General features: G+C 65.7%; 20 protein-coding genes and 1 tRNA gene. 5 read left to right on the top strand and 16 right to left on the bottom strand.

Translation table 11 applies throughout. From position 1 onward, the window contains the following. Positions 1–107: 107 nt before the first annotated feature. The 4 genes from AMD14_RS12355 to AMD14_RS12340 all read right to left on the bottom strand — a co-directional run bounded on the left by AMD14_RS12355 (position 108) and on the right by AMD14_RS12340 (position 3,230). Positions 108–184 (bottom strand) — tRNA-Pro (locus tag AMD14_RS12355). A gap of 59 nt (positions 185–243) precedes the next feature. After that, entirely contained in the window at positions 244–354 is a 111-nt protein-coding gene (cydX, locus tag AMD14_RS12350; RefSeq protein WP_005922536.1) for a cytochrome bd-I oxidase subunit CydX, read from the bottom strand. Positions 355–439: 85 nt separating this feature from the next. After that, positions 440–1,591 (bottom strand): cytochrome d ubiquinol oxidase subunit II, encoded by a 1,152-nt coding sequence (gene cydB, locus AMD14_RS12345; RefSeq protein WP_011051519.1) that lies wholly within the window; start codon positions 1,589–1,591, stop codon positions 440–442. Positions 1,592–1,607: 16 nt separating this feature from the next. Beyond that, positions 1,608–3,230 carry a cytochrome ubiquinol oxidase subunit I gene (locus AMD14_RS12340; protein ID WP_003486983.1) on the bottom strand — a complete coding sequence of 541 codons (1,623 nt, stop codon included), beginning with the start codon at positions 3,228–3,230 and terminating at the stop codon, positions 1,608–1,610. A gap of 151 nt (positions 3,231–3,381) precedes the next feature. Between AMD14_RS12340 and cydD the strand changes: the two genes are divergently transcribed. Together cydD and cydC are read left to right on the top strand one after the other, a co-directional pair. Then, positions 3,382–5,118 (top strand): thiol reductant ABC exporter subunit CydD, encoded by a 1,737-nt coding sequence (gene cydD, locus AMD14_RS12335; RefSeq protein WP_015463281.1) that lies wholly within the window; start codon positions 3,382–3,384, stop codon positions 5,116–5,118. Next, entirely contained in the window at positions 5,115–6,800 is a 1,686-nt protein-coding gene (gene cydC, locus AMD14_RS12330; RefSeq protein WP_011051517.1) for a thiol reductant ABC exporter subunit CydC, read from the top strand. The genes cydD and cydC overlap by 4 nt, the downstream gene beginning before the upstream one ends. Positions 6,801–6,872: 72 nt before the next feature. On the opposite strand, the gene AMD14_RS12325 is transcribed toward cydC, so the two are convergent. The 11 genes from AMD14_RS12325 to ccmA form a co-directional block, all read right to left on the bottom strand. Continuing rightward, entirely contained in the window at positions 6,873–7,487 is a 615-nt protein-coding gene (locus AMD14_RS12325; protein WP_015463280.1) for a DUF1294 domain-containing protein, read from the bottom strand. 150 nt (positions 7,488–7,637) lie between these two features. Further along, positions 7,638–8,840, bottom strand: a complete 1,203-nt coding sequence (gene metX / locus AMD14_RS12320) for a homoserine O-acetyltransferase MetX (protein ID WP_003486990.1) — start codon at positions 8,838–8,840, stop codon at positions 7,638–7,640. A gap of 241 nt (positions 8,841–9,081) precedes the next feature. Further along, the gene (locus AMD14_RS12315) at positions 9,082–10,095 is read right to left on the bottom strand and encodes a tetratricopeptide repeat protein (RefSeq protein WP_015472085.1); all 1,014 of its coding nucleotides are present in this window, start codon (positions 10,093–10,095) and stop codon (positions 9,082–9,084) included. Then, positions 10,095–10,529, bottom strand: coding sequence for a cytochrome c-type biogenesis protein (locus tag AMD14_RS12310; RefSeq protein WP_011051514.1), 435 nt, complete (start codon positions 10,527–10,529; stop codon positions 10,095–10,097). The genes AMD14_RS12315 and AMD14_RS12310 overlap by 1 nt, the downstream gene beginning before the upstream one ends. Then, the gene (locus AMD14_RS12305) at positions 10,526–11,128 is read right to left on the bottom strand and encodes a DsbE family thiol:disulfide interchange protein (protein ID WP_007964622.1); all 603 of its coding nucleotides are present in this window, start codon (positions 11,126–11,128) and stop codon (positions 10,526–10,528) included. The genes AMD14_RS12310 and AMD14_RS12305 overlap by 4 nt, the downstream gene beginning before the upstream one ends. Continuing rightward, positions 11,121–13,058: a heme lyase CcmF/NrfE family subunit gene (locus AMD14_RS12300; protein ID WP_011051513.1), complete on the bottom strand. Its 1,938-nt coding sequence runs from the start codon at positions 13,056–13,058 to the stop codon at positions 11,121–11,123. The genes AMD14_RS12305 and AMD14_RS12300 overlap by 8 nt, the downstream gene beginning before the upstream one ends. A gap of 171 nt (positions 13,059–13,229) precedes the next feature. Further along, positions 13,230–13,700: a cytochrome c maturation protein CcmE gene (gene ccmE / locus AMD14_RS12295; RefSeq protein WP_011051512.1), complete on the bottom strand. Its 471-nt coding sequence runs from the start codon at positions 13,698–13,700 to the stop codon at positions 13,230–13,232. Then, positions 13,697–13,867: a heme exporter protein CcmD gene (locus tag AMD14_RS12290; RefSeq protein WP_003487005.1), complete on the bottom strand. Its 171-nt coding sequence runs from the start codon at positions 13,865–13,867 to the stop codon at positions 13,697–13,699. Before AMD14_RS12290 ends, ccmE begins: the two co-directional genes overlap by 4 nt. After that, entirely contained in the window at positions 13,864–14,616 is a 753-nt protein-coding gene (ccmC, locus tag AMD14_RS12285; protein WP_011051511.1) for a heme ABC transporter permease CcmC, read from the bottom strand. Before ccmC ends, AMD14_RS12290 begins: the two co-directional genes overlap by 4 nt. Positions 14,617–14,710: 94 nt before the next feature. After that, on the bottom strand, positions 14,711–15,406 hold the full coding sequence (gene ccmB / locus AMD14_RS12280) for a heme exporter protein CcmB (protein WP_011051510.1): 696 nt from the start codon (positions 15,404–15,406) through the stop codon (positions 14,711–14,713). Then, complete coding sequence (ccmA, locus tag AMD14_RS12275) at positions 15,403–16,047, bottom strand: heme ABC exporter ATP-binding protein CcmA (RefSeq protein WP_003487011.1); 645 nt, start codon at positions 16,045–16,047, stop codon at positions 15,403–15,405. The genes ccmB and ccmA overlap by 4 nt, the downstream gene beginning before the upstream one ends. A gap of 226 nt (positions 16,048–16,273) precedes the next feature. Here ccmA and AMD14_RS12270 point away from each other — a divergent pair, with 226 nt between their 5' ends. Both AMD14_RS12270 and AMD14_RS12265 read left to right on the top strand, forming a co-directional pair. Continuing rightward, on the top strand, positions 16,274–17,422 hold the full coding sequence (locus tag AMD14_RS12270) for a pyridoxal phosphate-dependent aminotransferase (protein ID WP_011051509.1): 1,149 nt from the start codon (positions 16,274–16,276) through the stop codon (positions 17,420–17,422). 141 nt (positions 17,423–17,563) lie between these two features. Next, positions 17,564–18,367 (top strand): amidohydrolase, encoded by an 804-nt coding sequence (locus AMD14_RS12265; RefSeq protein WP_011051508.1) that lies wholly within the window; start codon positions 17,564–17,566, stop codon positions 18,365–18,367. 75 nt (positions 18,368–18,442) lie between these two features. On the opposite strand, the gene AMD14_RS12260 is transcribed toward AMD14_RS12265, so the two are convergent. After that, a complete protein-coding gene (locus tag AMD14_RS12260; protein ID WP_003487017.1) occupies positions 18,443–19,213 on the bottom strand; it encodes a glutaminyl-peptide cyclotransferase in 771 nt (256 codons plus the stop codon). A 162-nt stretch (positions 19,214–19,375) separates the two neighbouring features. On the opposite strand from AMD14_RS12260, the gene AMD14_RS12255 reads away from it, so the two are divergent. Then, complete coding sequence (locus AMD14_RS12255) at positions 19,376–19,813, top strand: hypothetical protein (protein ID WP_003487019.1); 438 nt, start codon at positions 19,376–19,378, stop codon at positions 19,811–19,813. The last annotated feature ends 239 nt before the right edge of the window (positions 19,814–20,052 follow it).

The raw sequence follows: 20,052 nt of genomic DNA, 5'->3' as shown, positions 1-20,052 counted from the left end.
GACGCGGCAGTGACAACGGACATGACAGACCATCCGCGTCGCGCACGTGCGTGCAACGACGCCTGAAAACACAAAACCGGCACGAGGCCGGTTTTGTGTTTTGAAACTGGTCGGGGAGACAGGATTCGAACCTGCGACCTCTACGTCCCGAACGTAGCGCTCTACCAGACTGAGCTACACCCCGAAGGAGCCGCGTATGTTACATAGGGAATGGGGAATCGGCAAGCATCTGATGAAATTATTTTACTGAGACGGTTCGCCACGCTCGGGCTCGCGTGCTTCGAACCACATGCCGTTGAGCACCGCGGCCAATGCCGCCAGGCCGGTGCCGAGTATCCATGCGAAATACCACATTGGTGTGCTCCTCGAATCGTTGAAAAAGATGGGCGCGCGCGGTGCGTCAACGGCAGCGCAGGCATTGCGATCGCTGCCGCGGCGCTCAGTACGCGTTGGGATTGGCCGTGACCGCATCGTCGGTGACCTTGCCCTTGAGCACGCGATATACCCAGCTGGTGTACGCCAGCACGATCGGCATGAACACGGCAGTGGCCAGCAACATGATCCACAACGTCAGACGGCTGCTGGATGCATCCCACAACGTCAGGCTCATGCTTGGCGCCGCGGAGGAGGGCAGCAGGAACGGAAACAACGCAAAGCCCACCGTGAACACGATGCCGACGATGGCGCTGCCGGAGGCGATGAAGGCCAGGCCACCGCGGCGCACGCGTAACAACACCGCGCTCATCGCAAGCCCGACCAGGCCCACCAGCGGCGCCATCAACGTGGCCGGCATGCTGCTGTAGTTGTGCAACCAGCCGCCCGCGGCGGTGAGCGCAGCGGTCTTGCCGAGCGGGTTGGTGGCCGCGTCGGTCGCCAGCAACGATGTCACCGCATAGCCGGGCAGACCCAGCGCCACCCATGCGCCGCCCGCTGCAAACAGTGCCAGCGCACACAGCGCAGCGCTGCTGCCGAACCGCGCCGCGCGCGCGGCCACCGGGCCATCGGTCTTGAGCACCAGCATCGCGGCGCCATGCGCCAGCAGCATCGCCACGCTGAGCAAGCCGGCGAGCAACGCGAACGGCGTCAGCAGCCCCAACAGGTTGCCGGTGTAGAACGTGCGCATGCTGTCGTCGAAATGGAACGGCACCCCCAGCAGCACATTGCCGACCGCCACGCCCATGATCAGTGCCGGAATGAAACCGCCGACGAACAACGCCCAGTCCCAATTGCTGCGCCAGCGTGCACTCGCCAGCTTGCCGCGGAACTTGAAACCGACCGGGCGCAGGATCAGCGCGAACAGGATCAGGAACATCGCCAGATAAAACCCGGAGAAACTCACTGCGTACAACGGCGGGAACGCTGCAAAGATCGCGCCGCCGCCCAGGATCAACCACACCTGGTTGCCTTCCCAGACCGGGCCGACGGTATTGATCACCAGCCGGCGTTCGGCATCGTTGTTGGCGACGAACGGCAGCAGCGCGCCCACGCCAAGATCGAAGCCGCCCATCACCGCGTAACCGGACAGCAGCACGCCGAGCAGCAGCCACCAGATCACGCGCAGGGTTGTGTAATCGAGCAATACGAAATCCATGATGTTTCTCCTTCGCTTACGGTGCGCTGCCGGCCACGGCACCGGGACTCAGCGGTGCGTGACGCGACGGGGCATGGTCTTGCAGGGCGGCGGGCGATGCGTTGGGCAGCATCGGCGGGAACAGCACATCCGGGCCCTTGTTGATGGTCTTCAGCGACAACTTGATCGCAATCACCAGTAGCGTGGTGTACAGCGCGGTGAAGCCCACCAGCGTCAGCACGATCTCGTACAGATCCAGCCCGGAAGCGGCGTAGAACGTGGGCAGCACGCCTTCCACCGCCCACGGCTGGCGGCCGTATTCGGCAACGAACCAACCGCATTCGATCGCGATCCAGGGCAGCGGCAACGTCCACAGGGCCAAGGTCAGGAACCAGCGTTTTTCCTGGAAGTTGTGCTTGCAGGCAAGCCAGAAGGCGACAGCGAAAAACGCGATGAGATACATGCCGATGGCGGCCATGATGCGGAAGGTCCAGAACAGCGGCAGCACGCGCGGCACGGTGTCCATCGCGGCCTGGGCAATCTGCTCCGGCGTTGCATTGCCGATATCGTCGCGGTAGCGCTTGAGCAGCAGGCCGTGGCCCAGGTCCTGCCAATGCGCATCGAAAACCTTGCGCGCTTGGGCATCGTTCCTGTCGGCGCGGATGCGTTGCAGTGCGCCGTAGGCGATTTGACCGCCGCGGATGCGGTGTTCGGCACGGCCCACCAATTCGAGAATGCCTGGAATTGGCTCGTCCAGCGAACGCGTGGCGATCAATCCCATCAGGTACGGAATCTTGATGGCGTAATCGTTGCGATGGGTGGTCTGGTTCGGAATGCCGAACGCGGTGAAGTCGGCCGGCGCAGCTTCGGTTTCCCACATCGCTTCGATGGCGGCCAGTTTCATCTTCTGGTGTTCACTGGCGGCGTAGCCGCTCTCGTCGCCCAGCACCACCACCGACAGCGACGACAGCAGACCGAACGCTGCGGCCACCGCAAACGAACGCCGCGCCATTTCAATATGCTTGCCGCGCAATAGATAAAACGCACTGATCGACATCACGAACACCGCGCCCAGCACGTAGCCTGCGCTGACGGTATGCACGAACTTGGCTTGCGCCACCGGGTTGAACAGCACCGCCACGAAATCCACCACTTCCATGCGCATGGTGTCCGGGTTGAATACCGCGCCGGCCGGATTCTGCATCCAGCCGTTGGCGATCAGGATCCATAACGCGGAGAAGTTGCTGCCCAGCGCCACCAGCCAGGTGGTGACCAGGTGCTGCACCTTGCTCAGGCGATTCCAGCCAAGAAAGAACAGGCCCAAAAAGGTGGCTTCCAGAAAGAACGCCATCAGTCCCTCGATCGCCAGCGGGGCACCGAAGATGTCGCCCACGTAATGGCTGTAGTACGACCAGTTCATGCCGAACTCGAACTCCATCACGATGCCGGTGCCGACACCCATGGCGAAGTTGATGCCGAACAGCACGCCCCAGAACATGGTCATGCGCCGCCAGATCTGCTTGCCGGTCATGACGTAGACGCTTTCCATGATGCCCAGCAGGAACGACAGACCCATGGTGAGCGGCGGAAAGATGAAGTGGTACATCGCGGTGACTGCGAACTGCAGCCGCGACAATTCGACAACTGTCGAGTCGATCATGGCGGGTGGCCTGGTTGAGGGTCGGTAAGGAATGTGGCGATCATCTGCCGCGATCGCGCCGGCCGCGTTGATCCAAATCAATGCGGCCCTGGACAGGTGCGTCACACTGTCTATCCCCCGACCGGGAGGCGGCGACTTACAATCGCGTGCAATGCGCAGTCTTCAGAAGAGCGACGTGAGCCAGCCCAGCGTGCAAGCCAGCGAAACGCCCGCCCGGCGCCGTCAACGCGGCCACTGGCTGGATGCGCTTGCCGCATCTGCCACGCGTGCGCGGCGGCTTGCCGGGGTTGCGGTGGCGTTGTCGGGTGTGTTGCTGCTCGTGCAATCGGCTGCGATCGCCTGGCTGGTACAGGCGGTGCTGGTGCAGCACCTGGCGTTGGCGCAATTGCGCAACGTAGGCGCGGGCTTGCTGCTGGCGCTGATCGGGCGCGCGCTACTCAACGCCTGGGCGCAATCGCTGACCGGTGAAGCGGCCGACGTGGCCAAACGCGAACTGCGCGCGCGCATTGCCAGACGCCTGGTGCAGCACGGACCGCTATGGTTGCGCCGGCAGCGCAGCGGCGAACTGGGCGAATTGAGCCTGGCGCATACCGATGCACTGGAAGGCTATTTCGTCGGCTACCAGCTCGCGCGCATCGAAATGTTGCTGGTGCCGCCGCTGATCCTGATCGCGGTGTTTCCGGTCGATTGGGTGGTCGGGCTGGTGTTGCTGCTTACTGCGCCGCTGATTCCGTTCTTCATGATGCTGGTGGGGTGGGGCGCCGAGGCCGCAGGGCGCGAACAACTCGGCGAGTTGGCGCGCATGGGTGGGCATTTTGCCGATCGCCTCAAGGGCCTGGGATTGCTGCGCGTGTATGGCCGCGGCCAGGCTGAGTTGCAGGGCATTGCCGCCGCTGCCGAGGGCGTGCGCGAGCGCTCGCTGAAAGTGTTGCGCATCGCATTCCTGTCGTCGACCGTGCTGGAATTTTTTGCCTCCGTCAGCGTGGCGATCGTGGCGCTGTACTTCGGTTTGAGTTATTTGGGCATGCTCCATCTGCACGGTATGCCGTCGCTGGGCGCGGGCATGTTCTGCCTTTTGCTGGCGCCGGAATTCTTCGCGCCCCTGCGGCGCTTGGCCGCGCATTACCATGACCGCGCAAACGCCTTGGCTGCAGTGGCCGAGGCCGAGCGGTTGCTGCAGGGTTTCCAGCCGCCTGCTGTTGCAGACACCGGTGCGCCACCCGCACGTGCCCTGGAGCCGGCACACGCGCATGCGCCCTTGTTGCAGGCACGTGGATTGGCGCTGCGTCCTGCCGGCGCGCCGCAGGTGGTGGTCAAGGAGTTTGCGTTGACGCTGGAGCCCGGGCAGCGTGTTGCGGTGATCGGTGCCAGCGGCAGCGGCAAGAGCACGCTGTTGGAAGGACTCGCTGGTTGGCTTGCACCCGAGGCGGGCAGCGTGGCCGTGCACCCGGGTGCGCGCATTGGATATGCCACGCAGCGGCCCTACCTGTTTCACGGCAGCATCGCCGACAACCTGCGCCTGGCCGACCCGCAGGCCAACGATGCGCGCCTGCACGCGGTGGCCGAGGCGGCGCAAGTGCTGCGCTTTGCCGCGCACTTGCCGGCCGGCCTGGACACGGTGATCGGCGAGCGTGGCTTGGGTTTGTCCGGTGGCGAAGCCCGCCGCGTGGCGTTGGCGCGGTTGTTGTTGCGCGAGCCGGATGTGTTGCTGCTGGACGAACCCACCGCCTTTCTCGACCCGGACACCGAAGCGGAATTGCTGCGTACGCTGGGCATCTTTGCGCGCGGCCGTGCGGTCGTTTTGGCGACGCACAGCGCTGCGGTGATGCGTTGGGCCGACACGGTGATCGATCTGCGCGGCGCGACGGTCACGCTGGAGGCACCATGAGCCGCGCCCAGCCTGATCGTCTGCGCGATGTGTTCGGTCGGCATGCCTGGCGCCTGCTGTTGTCGGCAGTGCTGGTGCTGGTCACCATGCTTGCCGGTGTCGGCCTGCTGGGCTTGTCCGGCAGCTTCCTGACCGCCGCTGCGCTGGCAGGCGTTGCCGGTATGGGGACCGGCTTCAATTTCTTCTCGCCGTCGGCCGGCATTCGCGCCTTGACCTTCGCGCGTATCGTGTCGCGCTACGGCGAAAAGTTGATCGGGCACGATGCCACCTTGCGCATCGCCCGCGATCTGCGGGTGTGGTTCTTTCGTCGCGCCTTACCGCTGGCACCCGGGCGATTGTCGGCCACCCGCACCGGCGATCTGCTGGCGCGGCTGATGTCCGACATCGGCGAGGTCGACGGCCTCAGCGTGCGCGCATTGGCACCGCTGGCCGCGTTGCTCGGCATCTGGCTAGGCGGTGTCGTCGCTGCTGCACTGATCTATCTTCCCGCTGCATGCTTGTTGTTGGTGCTCGGCGTGCTGATCGGTGGGCTGGTGCCGTGGCAGGTGGCACGCGGCGGCGCGCAGCGCGAGCAGTTGCGTGCGCAGCAGCGCACCACCTTGCGCACGCAGGCCTTCGAAGGCCTGGAGGGCGCGGCCGACCTTGCTGCGGTGCATGCGCAGGGCGCCTGGCTGCAGCGCAGCGACGCCGCCGCTGCCGCCGTCACCGGCGGCGATCACATCCAGCGCAGACGGCTGATCACCGGCAACCTGCTGCATGCGCTCTGCGGCGGGCTGGGGCTGGCCGGCATGCTGTGGCTGGCACTTGGCGCGGCCGAACGCGGGCTGATCGCCGCCGAGCTTGCTGCGGGGTTGGTGTTTTTGACCATGGCGTTGCTGGAAGTCTGGGCCGGTGCCGGGCTGGCGTTGCAGGCGCTGCAAAGCGCACGCGTTGCCGCCGGGCGCCTGCAGGCCATCGTCGATCAAGCGCCATCGGTGAGCGATCCGGCGCACGCAATCGACGTGCCGCGCACCGGCACGCTGCAATTGCAGCAGGTGTCGTTTGCCTGGCCCGGTAGCGTGCGCCCGGTGCTGCATGCGCTCGATCTGACCCTGGCGCCGGGCGAGCGCATCGCCATCAGCGGCGACAGCGGCAGCGGTAAAAGCACATTGTCGGCGTTGTTGCTGCGGCTGTGGGATCCGCAGGCCGGGCAGCTGCGCTACGCCGGCATCGACCTGCGTCACGTCGCACAGGCGCAATGGTACCAGCGTATCGCCTGGCTGCCCCAGAACGCGCCGGTGTTTGCCGGCAGCGTGCGCGACAACCTGCTCATCGGCGACGCGACTGCCGACGATGCCGCGTTGTGGCAGGTGCTCGAGCAGGTGCGCCTGGGCGCGTGGGCGAGCGCGAACGACGGCCTGGACACCTGGGTCGGTGAAAACGGCGCCACGCTGTCTGCCGGCCAGGCGCGCCGGCTCGCCCTCGCGCGGGCACTGCTGCGCGATGCCCCGATCCTATTGCTCGACGAACCCACCGATGGTCTGGACGTGGATACCGCCGACGCGCTGCTGCGCGACCTGGCCGCCGCACTCGGCGAACGCTCGCTGGCGATGATCACCCACGACGCGCTACCGCCCGGTGTCGTGCAACGGCATTACCGGATGCGTGAAGGAACGCTGGAGCTGCTCGATCAGAACGCGTAGTCAATCGCTGCGGTCCTCGAACGTGGTCACGGGATGCGCGTTGATCACCTGACCACACGTTGTTGATCGCGTTCAATCAAACACCGCCGGAAGCGTGGCCATCAGGTCGGTCTCGGTCACTGCCAGTACCAGTGCGCTGACATTCAACGCAACCGTGAGCCAGAACGTCAGCTGAAACGCCGCCTTGCTGCATTTGTGCCGGTGGATTTCCTGCGCCAGCAATGCACCTGGCCAGCCACCGATCAGCGCCAGCAGGTGCAAGCTGGATTCGGGTGTGCGCCATTGATTGCGTTGCGCGGCCGATTTGTCCATCGCATAGATCAGCAGCGTGACCAGGCTGGCCGCCGCGTACCAGAGCGGGACGATCACCGGTAGCACGTGCATCAGCGTGGCCGCCGCCAAGGCGAGCATCGACACCGCAGCCAGCGTCTTGCGCGGCAACCCGCTGCGACGTTGTTCGGTTCTGGCGGCGGTGGTACGGTCTGCCCAACGCACTTGCGTGGCATTCAGGCGCTTGTGCGCATCGCGTTCGATTGCATACGTGATGATCTCCCCATCGCGCGGGCGACGCGTCTGCTGTGCAAATGCGCTGATATGGACGAATGCACGGTCGCCACCACCATGGGGCGTGACGAAGCCAAAGCCCTTGTGATCATTCCAGTCGCTGAGACGTCCCTGATAGCGCATTCGCATCGCTCTGTTGGATGGCGTGGCTTGCCGGTGCGGTCTGCGCGCGTATCACGCACCAATTGCTCAGCCGGCAAAACAGCGGTGATGGTTACCGTATTGCAGCAACATCGGCCGATATTCGGCAGCGCAGAGCGAGCTTCAAGGAGCTCAACAGTCCTGCAAAAAGTCGCTCACCGCTGGGCCGAACCGGGCGAAATCGACCAGGAACGCGTCGTGGCCTTGCGGCGAATCCAGGCCGATGAATTGCGCATCGGCGCCGCCGGCGCGCAGGCCGTCGGCGATCTGTTCCTGCTGCTGCACCGGGAACAGGATGTCGGTGTTGGCGCCGATCGCCAGCGCACGCGCGATGCGGATACGTGCCAGGCCGGCAAGCACGGTGTCGGCGGTCGAGACGCCGGTCTGTGGCTTGGCGGAAGCGGGCCGTGCATCTGCACGGGCATTGTCGATGGCAGAGCCGGCAACCGGTCTTTCCTCGACATACTCGGCCAGGTCGAACCAGTCCATCGAGCGGCTCAGATACAGATAGCAGTTTGGGTCGAAAAAACGCACGAAGCGGCGCGCGTGGCCTTCCAGATAGCTTTCCACCTGGAATTCGAGCCCGAACGGATCATCGGCTGCCTGCTCGGAATCCAGCCGCACGCGGCCGAAACGGCCGTCCCATTCCAGCGCCGAACGATACGTGATCACGCCGAGTTTGCGCGCCATGCGCATGCCCGATTCCGGGTAGCGCACATCGTCGTAGTGGCCGCCGTTCCAGTGTGGATCCAGCCGGATCGCCTCGCGTTGCAACGAGCGTATCGCGATCGAAAACGGCAATGCCTGCGCGCTGCCGGAAATATTGATATGGCTGCGCGCGATGCCGGGATGGCGCAGCAACAGCGCCAGCGCGGTCATGCCGCCCATCGAGTTGCCGATCAGGCAAGCCAGCTGCGCGATGCCCAACGCGTGAACCACGTCGGCTGCGGCATCGGCCACGTCTTCGATCGACAGGTCCGGAAAGCTGAGGCGATACGGCGCGCCGGTGTCTGGGTTTACCGAGGCCGGCCCGGTCGAGCCCTTGCAACTGCCTAACGAATTGACGCAGACCACGAACCAGCGTGCGGTATCGATCGGCTTGCCCGGCCCTAGCATTGCTTCCCACCAGCCCGGCTCGGGGTTGGCCTGGTTTGCCGCTGCGTGCGCATTGGGCGACAGGCCGGTGACGATCAGGATCGCGTTGCTGCGATCTGCGGCCAGCGTGCCCCAGGTCTCGTACGCCACGCGTGCCTGATGCAGCACGCCACCGCGTTTCATCGGAAATGGCGAGGGCAGGGCGTGGTACAGCGTGCCGGCAGGGATGAATTCAGTCATGGGCCAATTCTAGCTGGCACTGCGCGATGGTGCTGGCCGGCGTTGCGTACGTTCGTCTGCATGCCCCATGTAGACAACGGAGCATCCGGCTCCGCACCTACCTTCGCAAACTCCGCTTGACTTCCGTCGATACGCGGCGTGATGTCGCTTTCAGTCCAGCGCCATGGCGGCGCGAAGATCAAGTGCGTGCCCGCGTCAGTTAGGGCGATGATGTCGCCCGTCACTCACACTGCGTCAGCCATCAGCGGCCGATCACCAGTTCCACCGGCGCGGCTGCAGGCAATGCGATCGTCACCGGTGCGCTCTCCACGTCATCGGCCTGGCGCATGGCGTTGCCGCTGCGCGACAGCCGTGCCAGCAGCTGTACATGGTCCAGCGACGACAGCGTGCGCGTCGGCATCGGGCTGTCGCCATCGTCCAGCGTGAGGGTCAATGGAAGCTCGCTCAGCGCGTGTTTTTCCACCGCCACCGGCATCGGCGTGTCGGCCGCGCGCGCGATCACGAACACGCTGGTATCGCCGGGCAATCCGGCGCGCTTGGCGAATTCGGCGTCCAGCGTCACGCGCACCTGGATGCGTTTGCCACTCGCTGCAGCGGCGGTAGGCGCAGCCGGTGCCTGGATCGGCTCTAGCCTGGCTTCCTGTCGCGCGGCGTTGATCTGTTCGAGCAGGCCGGGGCGAGTCTTGGTATCGACCACGCTCAGCAGCGGCTCCCACGTCGCACTGGCCTTGGCCGGCTCGCCGGCCTGGCGCTGCACCACCCCCAGGAACCAGCGCGCGCGTTGATGGTCCGGTTGCACCGCCAGCGCGTGTTCGAGCAGGCGCATGGCTTCCGGATCCGGGCGGCCGCTGTCGTCGGCAAGCATGCGCGCCTGCGCTGCGGCGACCAGCACGTCGGCTTCGTCCGGACGCAGTGCTACCGCGCGTGCGAAGGCATCGCGGGCTTCGGCAAATTTCTGCTGGCTGGACAGTGAGCGCCCCAGCAACACCCAGCCCTCGGCCTGATCGGGGTTGCTTACCAACGCCGCGCGCAGCTGCACGATGGCTTCGTCCAGCGAACGTGGCGTGGGCAGGCGATTGGTCGGCTGCGTCATGGCGCCTGGCGTTCCGACCAGCCAGTACAACGCCGCACTCGCGGCCAGCAGCAACACCGCCACGCTCGCAGCCAGGCCGCGCGCGTCGCGCCACAGCGGGCGCAACACCAGGCCGAGCGCCAGCAGCGCAATCACGAGCCCCGCGATGACAAAGCCGGCCATCACCACTCCTGCTCATCGGCAGGCGCGGTAGGCGCGGCCACGCTGCGTTTGCGTACTATCTGCGCCACGGCGCCCGCGCCCAGCAGCAACACCAGCAGCGGGCCGAACCATAGCAGCCAGGTGCGCGACTCCACGCGCGGGCGGTACAGCACGAACTCGCCATAGCGCGCGACCAGAAACTGGCGGATCTGCGCATCGCTGCGACCTTGGTGCATCAGCGCCAGCACCTCGCGGCGCAGATCCTGCGCAATCTGCGCGTTGGAATCGGCCAGCGACTGGTTCTGGCATTGCACGCAGCGCAACTCGGCGGTAAGCGCGTGAAAACGCGCCTCCTCTTCGGCCGATGCATAGCGCAGCGGCGCCGGATCGCCGACCGGCTGGGCGAATGCCAGCCAGGGCAGCAACAGCAGCGTCAGCAGCCAGGCGCGCGTCATTGTTTGGCGTGCAGGTCCGGTGCGGCGGTGGGGGAACGTTCGATCTGGCTCAGCGCCGGAATCAACTGGGTGTCGATGATGGATTGGGTCAGCATGCCGCTGTACTTCCAGCGCACCACCCCACGCCCGTCGACCAGGAAGGTTTCCGGTGCGGCGGCGATGCCGAAATCGATGGCGGTGCGGCCATCTTGATCGGCGACCACCAGCAGATACGGGTTGCCGAGTTGTTCGAGCCAGCGCAGCGCATCGTTGCGCTCGTCCTTCCAGTTGTAGCCGATCACGCGCACGCGCTTGGTCAGTGCGAAGCGGCTCAGCACCGGGTGTTCTTCGCGGCAGGCAGGGCACCAGCTGCCCCACACGTTGATGATGTACGGCGCGCCGCGCAGTTCGCGCGCATGCACCACGATGGCAGGGTCGTGCAGCAGCGGCAGCGCGAATTCCGGCGCCGGTTTGCCGATCAGTGCAGAAGGCAGGGCATCGCGATCGTCCTGACCGGAGCGCACCACCGCATAGACCAGCAGCGCTGCCAGGGCGAGCAGCAGCACGATGGCGCCCACGAGAACCGCAGTGGGCAGGCGGGGTGAACGTGACTCAACCATCTTGGATCTCCGGAGAACGACGAAAACGCCGGTCGGCCGCGGTCACCAGGCCGCCGAGCGCCATCAGCAGCGCTCCCAGCCAGATCCAGCGGACGAACGGTTTGAGGTGGACACGTACCGCCCAGGCCTGGTTGCCCAGCGGTTCGCCAAGGGCGACATACAGGTCGCCAAACGGGCCAGGGCGGATCGCCGCCTCGGTCAACGTCTGGCCGCCACTGGCGTAGCGGCGCTTTTCCGCATGCAGCATGCCCGCCGGCGCATCGTCCTTGAACACCTGCAGGTTGGCACGGTCGGACACGTAATTGGGCCCGCGCAGCTCTTCCAGCCCGTCGAAATGCAGTGCATAGCGGCCGATCTGCACCTGTTGCCCGGGCGCCAGCGCCACTTCGCGCTGCAGGCTCAATCCCTCCACCAGCATGGCACCGGACAGGAACACCGCAACGCCCAGGTGCGCCAGCACCATGCCCAGCATCTCGGCGGTGAATTTGCGCCCCTTGGCCGCCCGCCGCGTCCACAGGAACCGCGCGGTGCCCAGCAACACCCAGGCTGCACCGGCGACACCGAAGGCGGCTTTCAACTGCCCCTGCGGCGCGGCGAACCAGGCCAGCACGCCGGCAGCCAACGCCAGGGCTGCCCACGGCGCCAGCAGCGCCACCGGCCGCGAGGCCTGTTCGCGCTGCCAGCGGGTGAGCGGGCCGAAGGGCAGCAGTGCCACCAGCGGCGCCATCAACACCACGAACAAGGTGCCGAAGTAGGGCGGGCCAACCGACAGCTTGCCCAGCCCCAAGGCATCGGCGAGCAGCGGATACAAGGTGCCCAGCAACACCATTGCGCAGGCGCAGGTGAGCAGCAGGTTGTTCAACAGCAACAAGGTTTCGCGCGAACTGCCGGCGAATGCGCGACGCGGATCGTCCGCCACCGACAGAAGCGGCGCGCGCAGCGCATACAGCAGCAACGAACCACCGACCACGGCCAGCAGGAATACCAGAATGAACAGTCCGCGCGACGGGTCGGCGGCGAACGAATGCACGCTGGTCAGCACGCCCGAGCGCACCAGAAACGTGCCCAGCAGCGACAGCGCAAAGGCGGCGATCGCCAGCAACAAGGTCCAGCTGGCGAAGCTGCCGCGCTTTTCGGTCACCGCCTGCGAATGCAACAGTGCGGTGCCCACCAGCCACGGCATGAAACTGGCGTTCTCCACCGGGTCCCAGAACCACCAGCCACCCCAGCCCAGCTCGTAATACGCCCACCAGCTACCGAGCGCGATGCCGACGGTGAGCATCGACCAGGCGACATTGGTCCACGGCCGCGTCCAGCGCAGCCAGCACGCGTCCATGCGGCCTTCCAGCAGTGCGGCGATGGCGAATGCGAACGGCACCGCAAAGCCGACGTAGCCGCAATACAGCATCGGCGGATGGACGATCAGCCCCGGATCCTGCAGCAGCGGATTGAGGTCGCCACCCTCCAGCGGCACCGGAAACAACCGCGCAAACGGGTTGGAGGTGAACAGCAAGAACGCCAGAAACCCGATGCTGACCAGCGCCATGACGCCGAGCACGCGCGCGATCACATGCGCCGGCAGCTGCCGCGACCAGATCGCCACCGCGCCGGTCCACAACCCCAGCACCAGCGTCCACAGCAGCAGCGAGCCTTCGTGCGCACCCCACACTGCCGAATAGCGGTACATCACCGGCAGCAGGCTGTTGGAATTCTCGGCGACGTAGCGCACCGAAAAATCCTGCACCAAGAAGGCGTGCGTCAACACGGCGAAGGCCGATGCGATCAGTGCCAGCTGCACCAGCGCCGCCGGTCGCGCCACGGCCATCCAGCTGCTGCGTCCGCGCTGTGCGCCGGCCAGCGGCACCACGGCCTGCACCAGCGCCACCAGCAGGGCCAGCACCAGCAGCAACGTCCCGAGTTCAGGAAGCATCGGGTCGGCGCGTTGTCGAGCATGGGCCGGTGCCACAACGGCAAGTGCACTGCCGAGTCCGAATTCCGGCAGCAGTTGCACCTGCTTGCCCACGCGCGGTGACATCATTAGCTGCGTACGCACCGCGCAAGCCACCTGCCGGCCGGCATGCCGATGTCCCGATGCACGGCATCACTGCCGCTCTCCAACTTGACCGGCCGCGGCTGGCACATCGTGCTTGCGGTGCGCGCTGCCCATCTTGTCGGCCACTTCCTTCGGCATATAGGTTTCGTCGTGCTTGGCCAGCACATCTTCGGCGACGAAGATGCCGTGCTGCATGCGGCCAGTGGCCACCACTGCCTGCCCCTCGCGAAACAGGTCCGGCAGGATGCGGTCGTAACTGACGGACAATTGCGCATCGCCATCGGTGACGCGGAATTGCGCTTCCAAGGAGCCAGAGGCGCGTTTGAACGAGCCTTTTTCGACCATGCCGCCGAGCCGGAAGCGGGAATGCGCGCCGGCGTCGCCGCGCAGCACTTCCGATGGCGTGTACAGATAGGCCACGTTGCGCTGCAAGGCCATCGCCACCAGCGTGGTTGCCAGCCCGCCGGCCAGTACCAACGCCAGCACCAGCCACAGGCGGCGGCGACGTTGCGGGTTCACCGGATCAGCTCCGCATCGCCGGGCACCGCGCGCTTGCGCTCGCGCAGGCGGCGCGCCTGGGCGGTTTTCAGTGCGCGACGCACCTGCCAACGGCCGGCGATCAGGTCCCACAGCAGCACCAGCACGAACACCGCATAGGCGGCGATGACGTAAGGCAGGTAGCTCATGCCGCACTCTCCTGCGCATCGCCCACGATCCAGGCCTTGCCGGCCTCGCGGCGCAGGTTGTCGGCGCGCGCGCGCGTCAACAGTGACCCGACAAACCAGAACTTGGTGCCGATCACCATCAACCACAGCGGCAGCAGCATGCTGGCATCGATCGTGGACGGCCCAAGCAGGCGAATGCTCTGGCCCTGATGCAGCGAATTCCACCACACCACCGAATAGCGGATCACCGGCAGCAGCGCCACTCCGACGATGGCCAGCAACGCCGCCGCGCGCGCGGCCTGACGGCGGTCGTCGATGGCGTGGTACAGGCCGATCACGCCCAGATACAGGAACAGCAGAATCAATTCGGTGGTCAGGCGCGGGTCCCAGTCCCACCAGGCGCCCCACATCGGTTTGCCCCAGATGCTGCCGGTCAGCAGGGTGATCACGGTAAATGCAGCGCCGATCGGCGCGCACGCCATCGCCAGAATCTCGCAGATCTTGATCCGCCAGATCAACGCGATGGCCGCATACAGCGCCATCAGCCCGAACACGAACAGGCTCATCCACGCGCTCGGCACATGGATGTAGAGGATACGGAAGCTGTCGCCTTGCTGGTAATCCGCCGGCACCGCGAACAAGGCCTGCCAGATGCCCACGCCCAGCAGCAACACGGCCAGCGCGTAGCACCACGGCGCCCAGCGCGCAGTAAAACGGTCGAAGATCGGGGGCGATGCGAGTTGGTGGAACCAGCGGACGACGACGTTCATGCGATGGCAGTAGCCTTTGGAATGGCATTGGCTCTCGAAACAGCAACAACGCGTTGTGCGGGGCATGCTATCGACAATGCAACGACTGCAGCGCTCAACTCAACGAAATGCGGATCGCGGCCGCTGCAGCCAGCGGCGCCAGGACCACACCGATCACCAATCCGGCGCCCAACAACAACAACGCACCCCCCGCATCCTGCCCTTGTCCGCTAGCCGCCACGCTGCCAGCACCGAACACCAGCACCGGCACGTACAGCGGCAGCGCCAGCAACGCGACGAGAATACCAGAGCGTTTCATCGTCACCGTCAGTGCCGCAACCACGGCGCCGAGCAGACTCAGGAGCGGCGTTCCCAGCGCCAACGATGCCAGCAGCACCGGCAGTTGGTCATGCGGCAGGTGCAGCAATTCGCCCAGCAGCGGCGTCACTGCAATCAGCGGCAACGCACTGGTCGCCCAATGCAGCAGCACGCGCACTGCGATCAACCAGGCTAATGGCACCGGTGCCAGCAGCCATTGCTCCATCGAGCCGTCTTCCACATCGCTGCGGAACAAGGCGTCCAGCGACAGCAGGCCAGCCAGCAACACCGACAGCCACAACACCGCCGGCGCGGCCTGCGCGAGCAGGTCCGGGCGGCCGCCCAGTCCCAACGCGAACAACACCACGATCAGTAGCGCGAACAATGCCGGCTGCAACGCATCGCTGCGGCGCCGCCACAGCAGCTGCAGGTCGCGGGCAAGCAGAGCGCGGGCCGCCTGCCAGAGCGACGGTTGCGGCGAATGCGTGCTCATGCCGCAACCTCCAGCGTGAGCATGCGCGTGCGCACCGGTGGCGCTGCATACGCACCATGCGTGGTGACCAGCGCCGCGCCACCGCCGCGCAAATGCGCGGAGATCATTCGGTTAACCAGGGTGATGCCATCCAGATCCAGGTTGGCGTACGGCTCATCCAGCAACCAGAGCGGCGCCGGCGACAGCCATAGCCGTGCCAGGGCCAGCCGCTTGCGCTGGCCTGCCGACAACTGCCGCACCAGCGCGTCTTCGTAACCGGCCAGGCCGACAATCGCCAGCGCGCTGCCGGGCATCTGCTTGGCGCGGCGGCCGTGCAGGCCGCACAGGAAGTGCAGGTTTTCCAGCGTGCTGAGGTCGGCCTTCAGGCCGGGCAGGTGGCCGAGGTAGGCCATGAAGCGGCTGCGGTCGCCGCGCTTGGCACTCTTGCCATCGATCTGGATCTGCCCGCGCTCCACATGCAGCAGGCCAGCCAGCACGCGCAGCAACGTGGTCTTGCCGGCGCCGTTGTCGCCTTGCACCAGCAGCGCCTCGCCGGCATCGACATGGAAATCCAGCGGGCCAAACACCGGCTCCTCGTTGCGGCTGAAGGCCAGGTCGTGCGCCGCCAGCAGCGGCGGTGCGGTGTGCAGCGGTTCGATCATCGGTGCAGCGGGCTCGGGTCGCAGGACGGCATGGGGAAGGGCCGGGGCAGGGCGCGCCGGACCGGGCGCGCATTGTAGCGACGATGGTGGCATGCCGGGGACGTCTGCGGCAGCGCTGCAGGCGCCGCGGTGTGTCAGGGAACGCTGTCTTGCAGCGTCCGGGCGCAACCTGCTGGCGGCTTTGCGTACACTCGCGGTCCCCCCGTTTCTTGTCCGGACAGGCACCATGCCCCTTACGACCAAGCTGCCCAAGGTGGGCACCACCATCTTCACCGTCATGTCGCAGCTGGCGGCCGAGCACGGCGCGGTCAATCTGGGCCAGGGCTTTCCCGATTTCGCGGTGCCGCAGCGGCTGGTCGACGAACTGAGCAAGGCGATGGCGGCCGGCCACAACCAGTATCCACCGATGACCGGCGTGGCCACATTACGCCAGGCCATCGCCGGCAAGGCGCAGCGCTGCTATGGCGCGCAGGTCGATGCCGACACCGAGATCACCGTCACCAGCGGTGCCACCGAGGCCATCTTCAACGCCATCCACGCGGTGGTGCGCGCCGGCGAAGAGGTCATCGTGCTGGACCCGGCCTACGACTGCTACGAGCCGGCGATCGATCTGGCCGGCGCGCGGGCGGTTCACGTAGCGCTGCACCCGCAGACCTTTGCGGTGGACTGGGATGCGCTGCGCGCCGCGATCACGCCCAAGACGCGCCTGTTGATGATCAACTCGCCGCACAACCCGTCCGGCGCGATGCTGTCGGCCGAGGACATGCAGACGCTGACCGAACTGCTGCGCGGCACCGAGATCTTTTTGCTGTCCGATGAGGTCTACGAACACATCGTGTTCGATGGCCGCCGGCACGAGTCGGTGCTGCGCTGGCCGGCACTGCGCGAGCGCGCATTCGTGATTTCCAGCTTCGGCAAAACCTACCACTGCACGGGCTGGAAGATCGGCTACGCCATCGCGCCGCCGGCGCTAACGGCCGAATTCCGCAAGGTGCACCAGTACAACACCTTCACCAGCTTCGGTCCGGCCCAGCACGCCTTCGCTGCGATGATCCGCGACGAACCCGAACACGACGAGCAACTGGGCGCGTTCTATCAAGCCAAGCGCGACCGGTTCCGCGAACAATTGCTGGCCACGCGCTTGAAGCCGTTGCCTGTGCCCGGCGGCTACTTCCAGTTGGTGGATTACTCGGCCATCAGCGATCTGCCCGATACCGAATTCGTGAAGTGGCTAACGATCGAGAACGGCGTGGCCGCGATCCCGTTGTCGCCGTTCTACGAGAACGCGCCTGCAGGGCAGCGCCTGGCACGGCTGTGCTTTGCCAAGAACGATGCGACGCTGGATGCGGCGATCGAGCGCCTGCGTAGGCTCTGACGAGCCGGGAATCGGGATTCGGGAATCGTAAGAGCGATCGGCCGCTTTTTGATCTGAATTCGCACTGGCTCGATGACATAACGCCCTCATTAAACCGCTGTTCGATTCCCTATTCCCGATTCTCCATTCCCGAGTCTCACCATGCACGACCTGCGCATCTCCCTGATCCAAGGCGACACCCGCTGGCATGACCCCGCCGGTAATCGCGACTATTACGCTGCGCTGCTGGAGCCGCTGGTCGGGCAGACCGATCTGGTGATCCTGCCGGAAACCTTCACCAGCGGGTTCTCCAACGACGCCATCGACAAGGCCGAAGGCATGGACGGGCCGACCGTGGCGTGGGCGCGCGCGCAGGCCGCACGTCTGGGTGCAGCGGTCGCCGGCAGCGTGCAGGTGCGCACTGATGCCGGTGTATTCAACCGGCTGCTATGGGCTACGCCCGACGGGGCACTGCAGTGTTACGACAAGCGTCACCTGTTCCGCTTCGGCAACGAGCATCTGCGCTACGCGGCCGGGCGCGAGCGTCTGACAGTGGAATGGAAGGGCTGGCGGATCAATCCGCAGGTCTGCTACGACCTTCGTTTCCCGGTGTTCTGCCGCAACCGCTTCGACGTGGAGCGCCCGGGGCAGCTGGATTTCGATCTGCAAGTGTTCGTCGCCAACTGGCCGTCCGCCCGCGCCTATGCGTGGAAGACGTTGCTGCGCGCACGCGCAATCGAAAACCTGTGCTTTGTGGCGGCGGTCAACCGCATTGGCATCGATGGCAACCAACTGCATTACGCCGGCGACAGCGCGGTGATCGATTTCCTTGGCCAGCCACAGGTGGAAATCCGCGAACGCGAGCAGGTGGTCACCACCACCATCAGCGCCACCGCGCTGGCCGAGCACCGCGCCCGTTTTCCCGCGATGCTGGATGCCGATCGGTTCGAGATTGTGGATTGGTGATTCGAGATGGGTACAAGCGCTGCCGCACAGATGCCTGCCAGCCCGCTGCTGCCAATCCCAAATCCCAAATCCCGGCTACTGAGCCAGCTTGATCTCGTAGATCTTCGGCCAGCGCTTTCCGGTGACCAACAAGCGATCGTGCTCGGCGTCGTAGGCAATGCCGTTGAGGACATCGTTGGTGGGATCGGTCAAGGTGTCGGGGTCTGGCACCAGTGCCTTGAGGTCGATCCAGGCGATGACCTTGCCGCTGGCGGGGTCGATGCGTGCGATGCGGGTGGTTAGCCAGACGTTGGCCAGCAACTGGCCCTTGACCCATTCCAGCTCGTTGAGGTTGTCCAGCGGCCTGCCGCGGGCGGTGACCTTGATGGTGCCGACCTGTTTCAGGCTTTGCGGGTCCAGCCGGCGGATGTTGGCCGTTCCGTCGCTCATGTAGAGCTGGCGGTCGTCGCTGGTCAGCGCCCAGCCCTCGCCGGAATAGGTGAATTGGGTACGCGGTGCCAGCGTGGCCAGGTCGTAGACGAAGCCGCGCTGATTGCGCCAGGTCAGCTGGATCAGGCGGTCCTTCCAGGCCACGATGCCTTCGCCATAGAAAGGCGGCGGCGTGTTGACCTGCTGCAGGACGTTGCCGCTGTCCAGGTCGACCTTGCGCACGCTGGACTGGCCCAGCTCGCCGGTGCTCTCGTAGAGATGCCCGTCCAGATAGAACAGGCCTTCGGTGAAGGCAGCGGTGTCGTGCGGATAGGTCCTGACGACCGTGTAACCCTGGGTGGGAATTGCCTCGCCGCAATGGGCGAGGGTGGGCAGCAGCAGTGCGCTGACGAGCAGGCTGTAGACGGTGCGTGGCATGCGGTAATCATCCCATGGCGCGGCTGCAGGCGGCAGCTCTGCTGCCTGCCGAGGCTAGCTAAGACCTCGCTGAACAAACGCATGCGCCGCACTGAAATCTTGTCGCGGCTGCCACATCGGCGCTGCTAGTCTCGCGCCACGTCCACCACTGGCACTGCTCACATGATCAAGTCACTTTCGCTCATCGCGCTGCTCGGCGCCGCCACGCTGGCTCCGCAGGCGCAGGCCGCCGGCAACATCGATTGCCAGCTGTCGTTCAACTTGTCCGGTTGGTCGGTGTTCTACAAGACCGCCAGCGGTACCGGCACCATCAAGTGCGATAACGGTGCGGTCATTCCGGTCAAGATCTCCAGCAAAGGCGGTGGCCTGACCGTCGGTAAGTCCAAGATCGTCGGCGGCCGCGGCACCTTCAGCGGTGCCTATAGCCTCAACGACCTGTTCGGCACCTATGCCGCTGCCGAAGCGCATGCCGGCGTCGTGAAGTCCAGCACCGCGCAGGTGGTCACCAAGGGCGATATCTCGCTCGCGCTGGCAGGCACGGGCGAGGGTGTGGACCTGGGTGTCAACGTCGGTAATTTCGTGATCGAGCGTCGCAAGTAAGAGTGGTGACAAACCGAGCGAGCAGGCCCGGGTGGGCGTGCACGGCACCTCCAGAACCGGCGAGCACAAGTGATTCGTGTCGATCTCCGGCACGAGGCGCGCCCACTCGACGGCTGCGCAGGCGTCCTGCCGGTCTACGTCGCAGCATCCGGGTTGCGCACAACCAATCGGTGCGGCCCTTGCATCGCGATGACGTGTAAGGGAGTGCCTTCGTTAAACGACTGCACGCGCGGATGCGC

It is taken from the genome of Xanthomonas citri pv. citri (assembly GCF_000961215.1).
GTDB lineage: Bacteria > Pseudomonadota > Gammaproteobacteria > Xanthomonadales > Xanthomonadaceae > Xanthomonas > Xanthomonas cissicola.
Note: the sequence above shows the minus strand (reverse complement) of the source record. Positions and strands in the feature narration are given on the sequence as shown.

Coding starts and splice junctions, on each gene's coding strand:
- cydX (WP_005922536.1), bottom strand. CDS start 354: ATGTGGTATTTCGCATGGATACTCGGCACCGGCCTGGCGGCATTGGCC.
- cydB (WP_011051519.1), bottom strand. CDS start 1,591: ATGGATTTCGTATTGCTCGATTACACAACCCTGCGCGTGATCTGGTGG.
- AMD14_RS12340 (WP_003486983.1), bottom strand. CDS start 3,230: ATGATCGACTCGACAGTTGTCGAATTGTCGCGGCTGCAGTTCGCAGTC.
- cydD (WP_015463281.1), top strand. CDS start 3,382: ATGCGCAGTCTTCAGAAGAGCGACGTGAGCCAGCCCAGCGTGCAAGCC.
- cydC (WP_011051517.1), top strand. CDS start 5,115: ATGAGCCGCGCCCAGCCTGATCGTCTGCGCGATGTGTTCGGTCGGCAT.
- AMD14_RS12325 (WP_015463280.1), bottom strand. CDS start 7,487: ATGCGCTATCAGGGACGTCTCAGCGACTGGAATGATCACAAGGGCTTT.
- metX (WP_003486990.1), bottom strand. CDS start 8,840: ATGACTGAATTCATCCCTGCCGGCACGCTGTACCACGCCCTGCCCTCG.
- AMD14_RS12315 (WP_015472085.1), bottom strand. CDS start 10,095: ATGGCCGGCTTTGTCATCGCGGGGCTCGTGATTGCGCTGCTGGCGCTC.
- AMD14_RS12310 (WP_011051514.1), bottom strand. CDS start 10,529: ATGACGCGCGCCTGGCTGCTGACGCTGCTGTTGCTGCCCTGGCTGGCA.
- AMD14_RS12305 (WP_007964622.1), bottom strand. CDS start 11,128: ATGGTTGAGTCACGTTCACCCCGCCTGCCCACTGCGGTTCTCGTGGGC.
- AMD14_RS12300 (WP_011051513.1), bottom strand. CDS start 13,058: ATGCTTCCTGAACTCGGGACGTTGCTGCTGGTGCTGGCCCTGCTGGTG.
- AMD14_RS12290 (WP_003487005.1), bottom strand. CDS start 13,867: ATGAGCTACCTGCCTTACGTCATCGCCGCCTATGCGGTGTTCGTGCTG.
- ccmC (WP_011051511.1), bottom strand. CDS start 14,616: ATGAACGTCGTCGTCCGCTGGTTCCACCAACTCGCATCGCCCCCGATC.
- ccmB (WP_011051510.1), bottom strand. CDS start 15,406: ATGAGCACGCATTCGCCGCAACCGTCGCTCTGGCAGGCGGCCCGCGCT.
- ccmA (WP_003487011.1), bottom strand. CDS start 16,047: ATGATCGAACCGCTGCACACCGCACCGCCGCTGCTGGCGGCGCACGAC.
- AMD14_RS12270 (WP_011051509.1), top strand. CDS start 16,274: ATGCCCCTTACGACCAAGCTGCCCAAGGTGGGCACCACCATCTTCACC.
- AMD14_RS12265 (WP_011051508.1), top strand. CDS start 17,564: ATGCACGACCTGCGCATCTCCCTGATCCAAGGCGACACCCGCTGGCAT.
- AMD14_RS12260 (WP_003487017.1), bottom strand. CDS start 19,213: ATGCCACGCACCGTCTACAGCCTGCTCGTCAGCGCACTGCTGCTGCCC.
- AMD14_RS12255 (WP_003487019.1), top strand. CDS start 19,376: ATGATCAAGTCACTTTCGCTCATCGCGCTGCTCGGCGCCGCCACGCTG.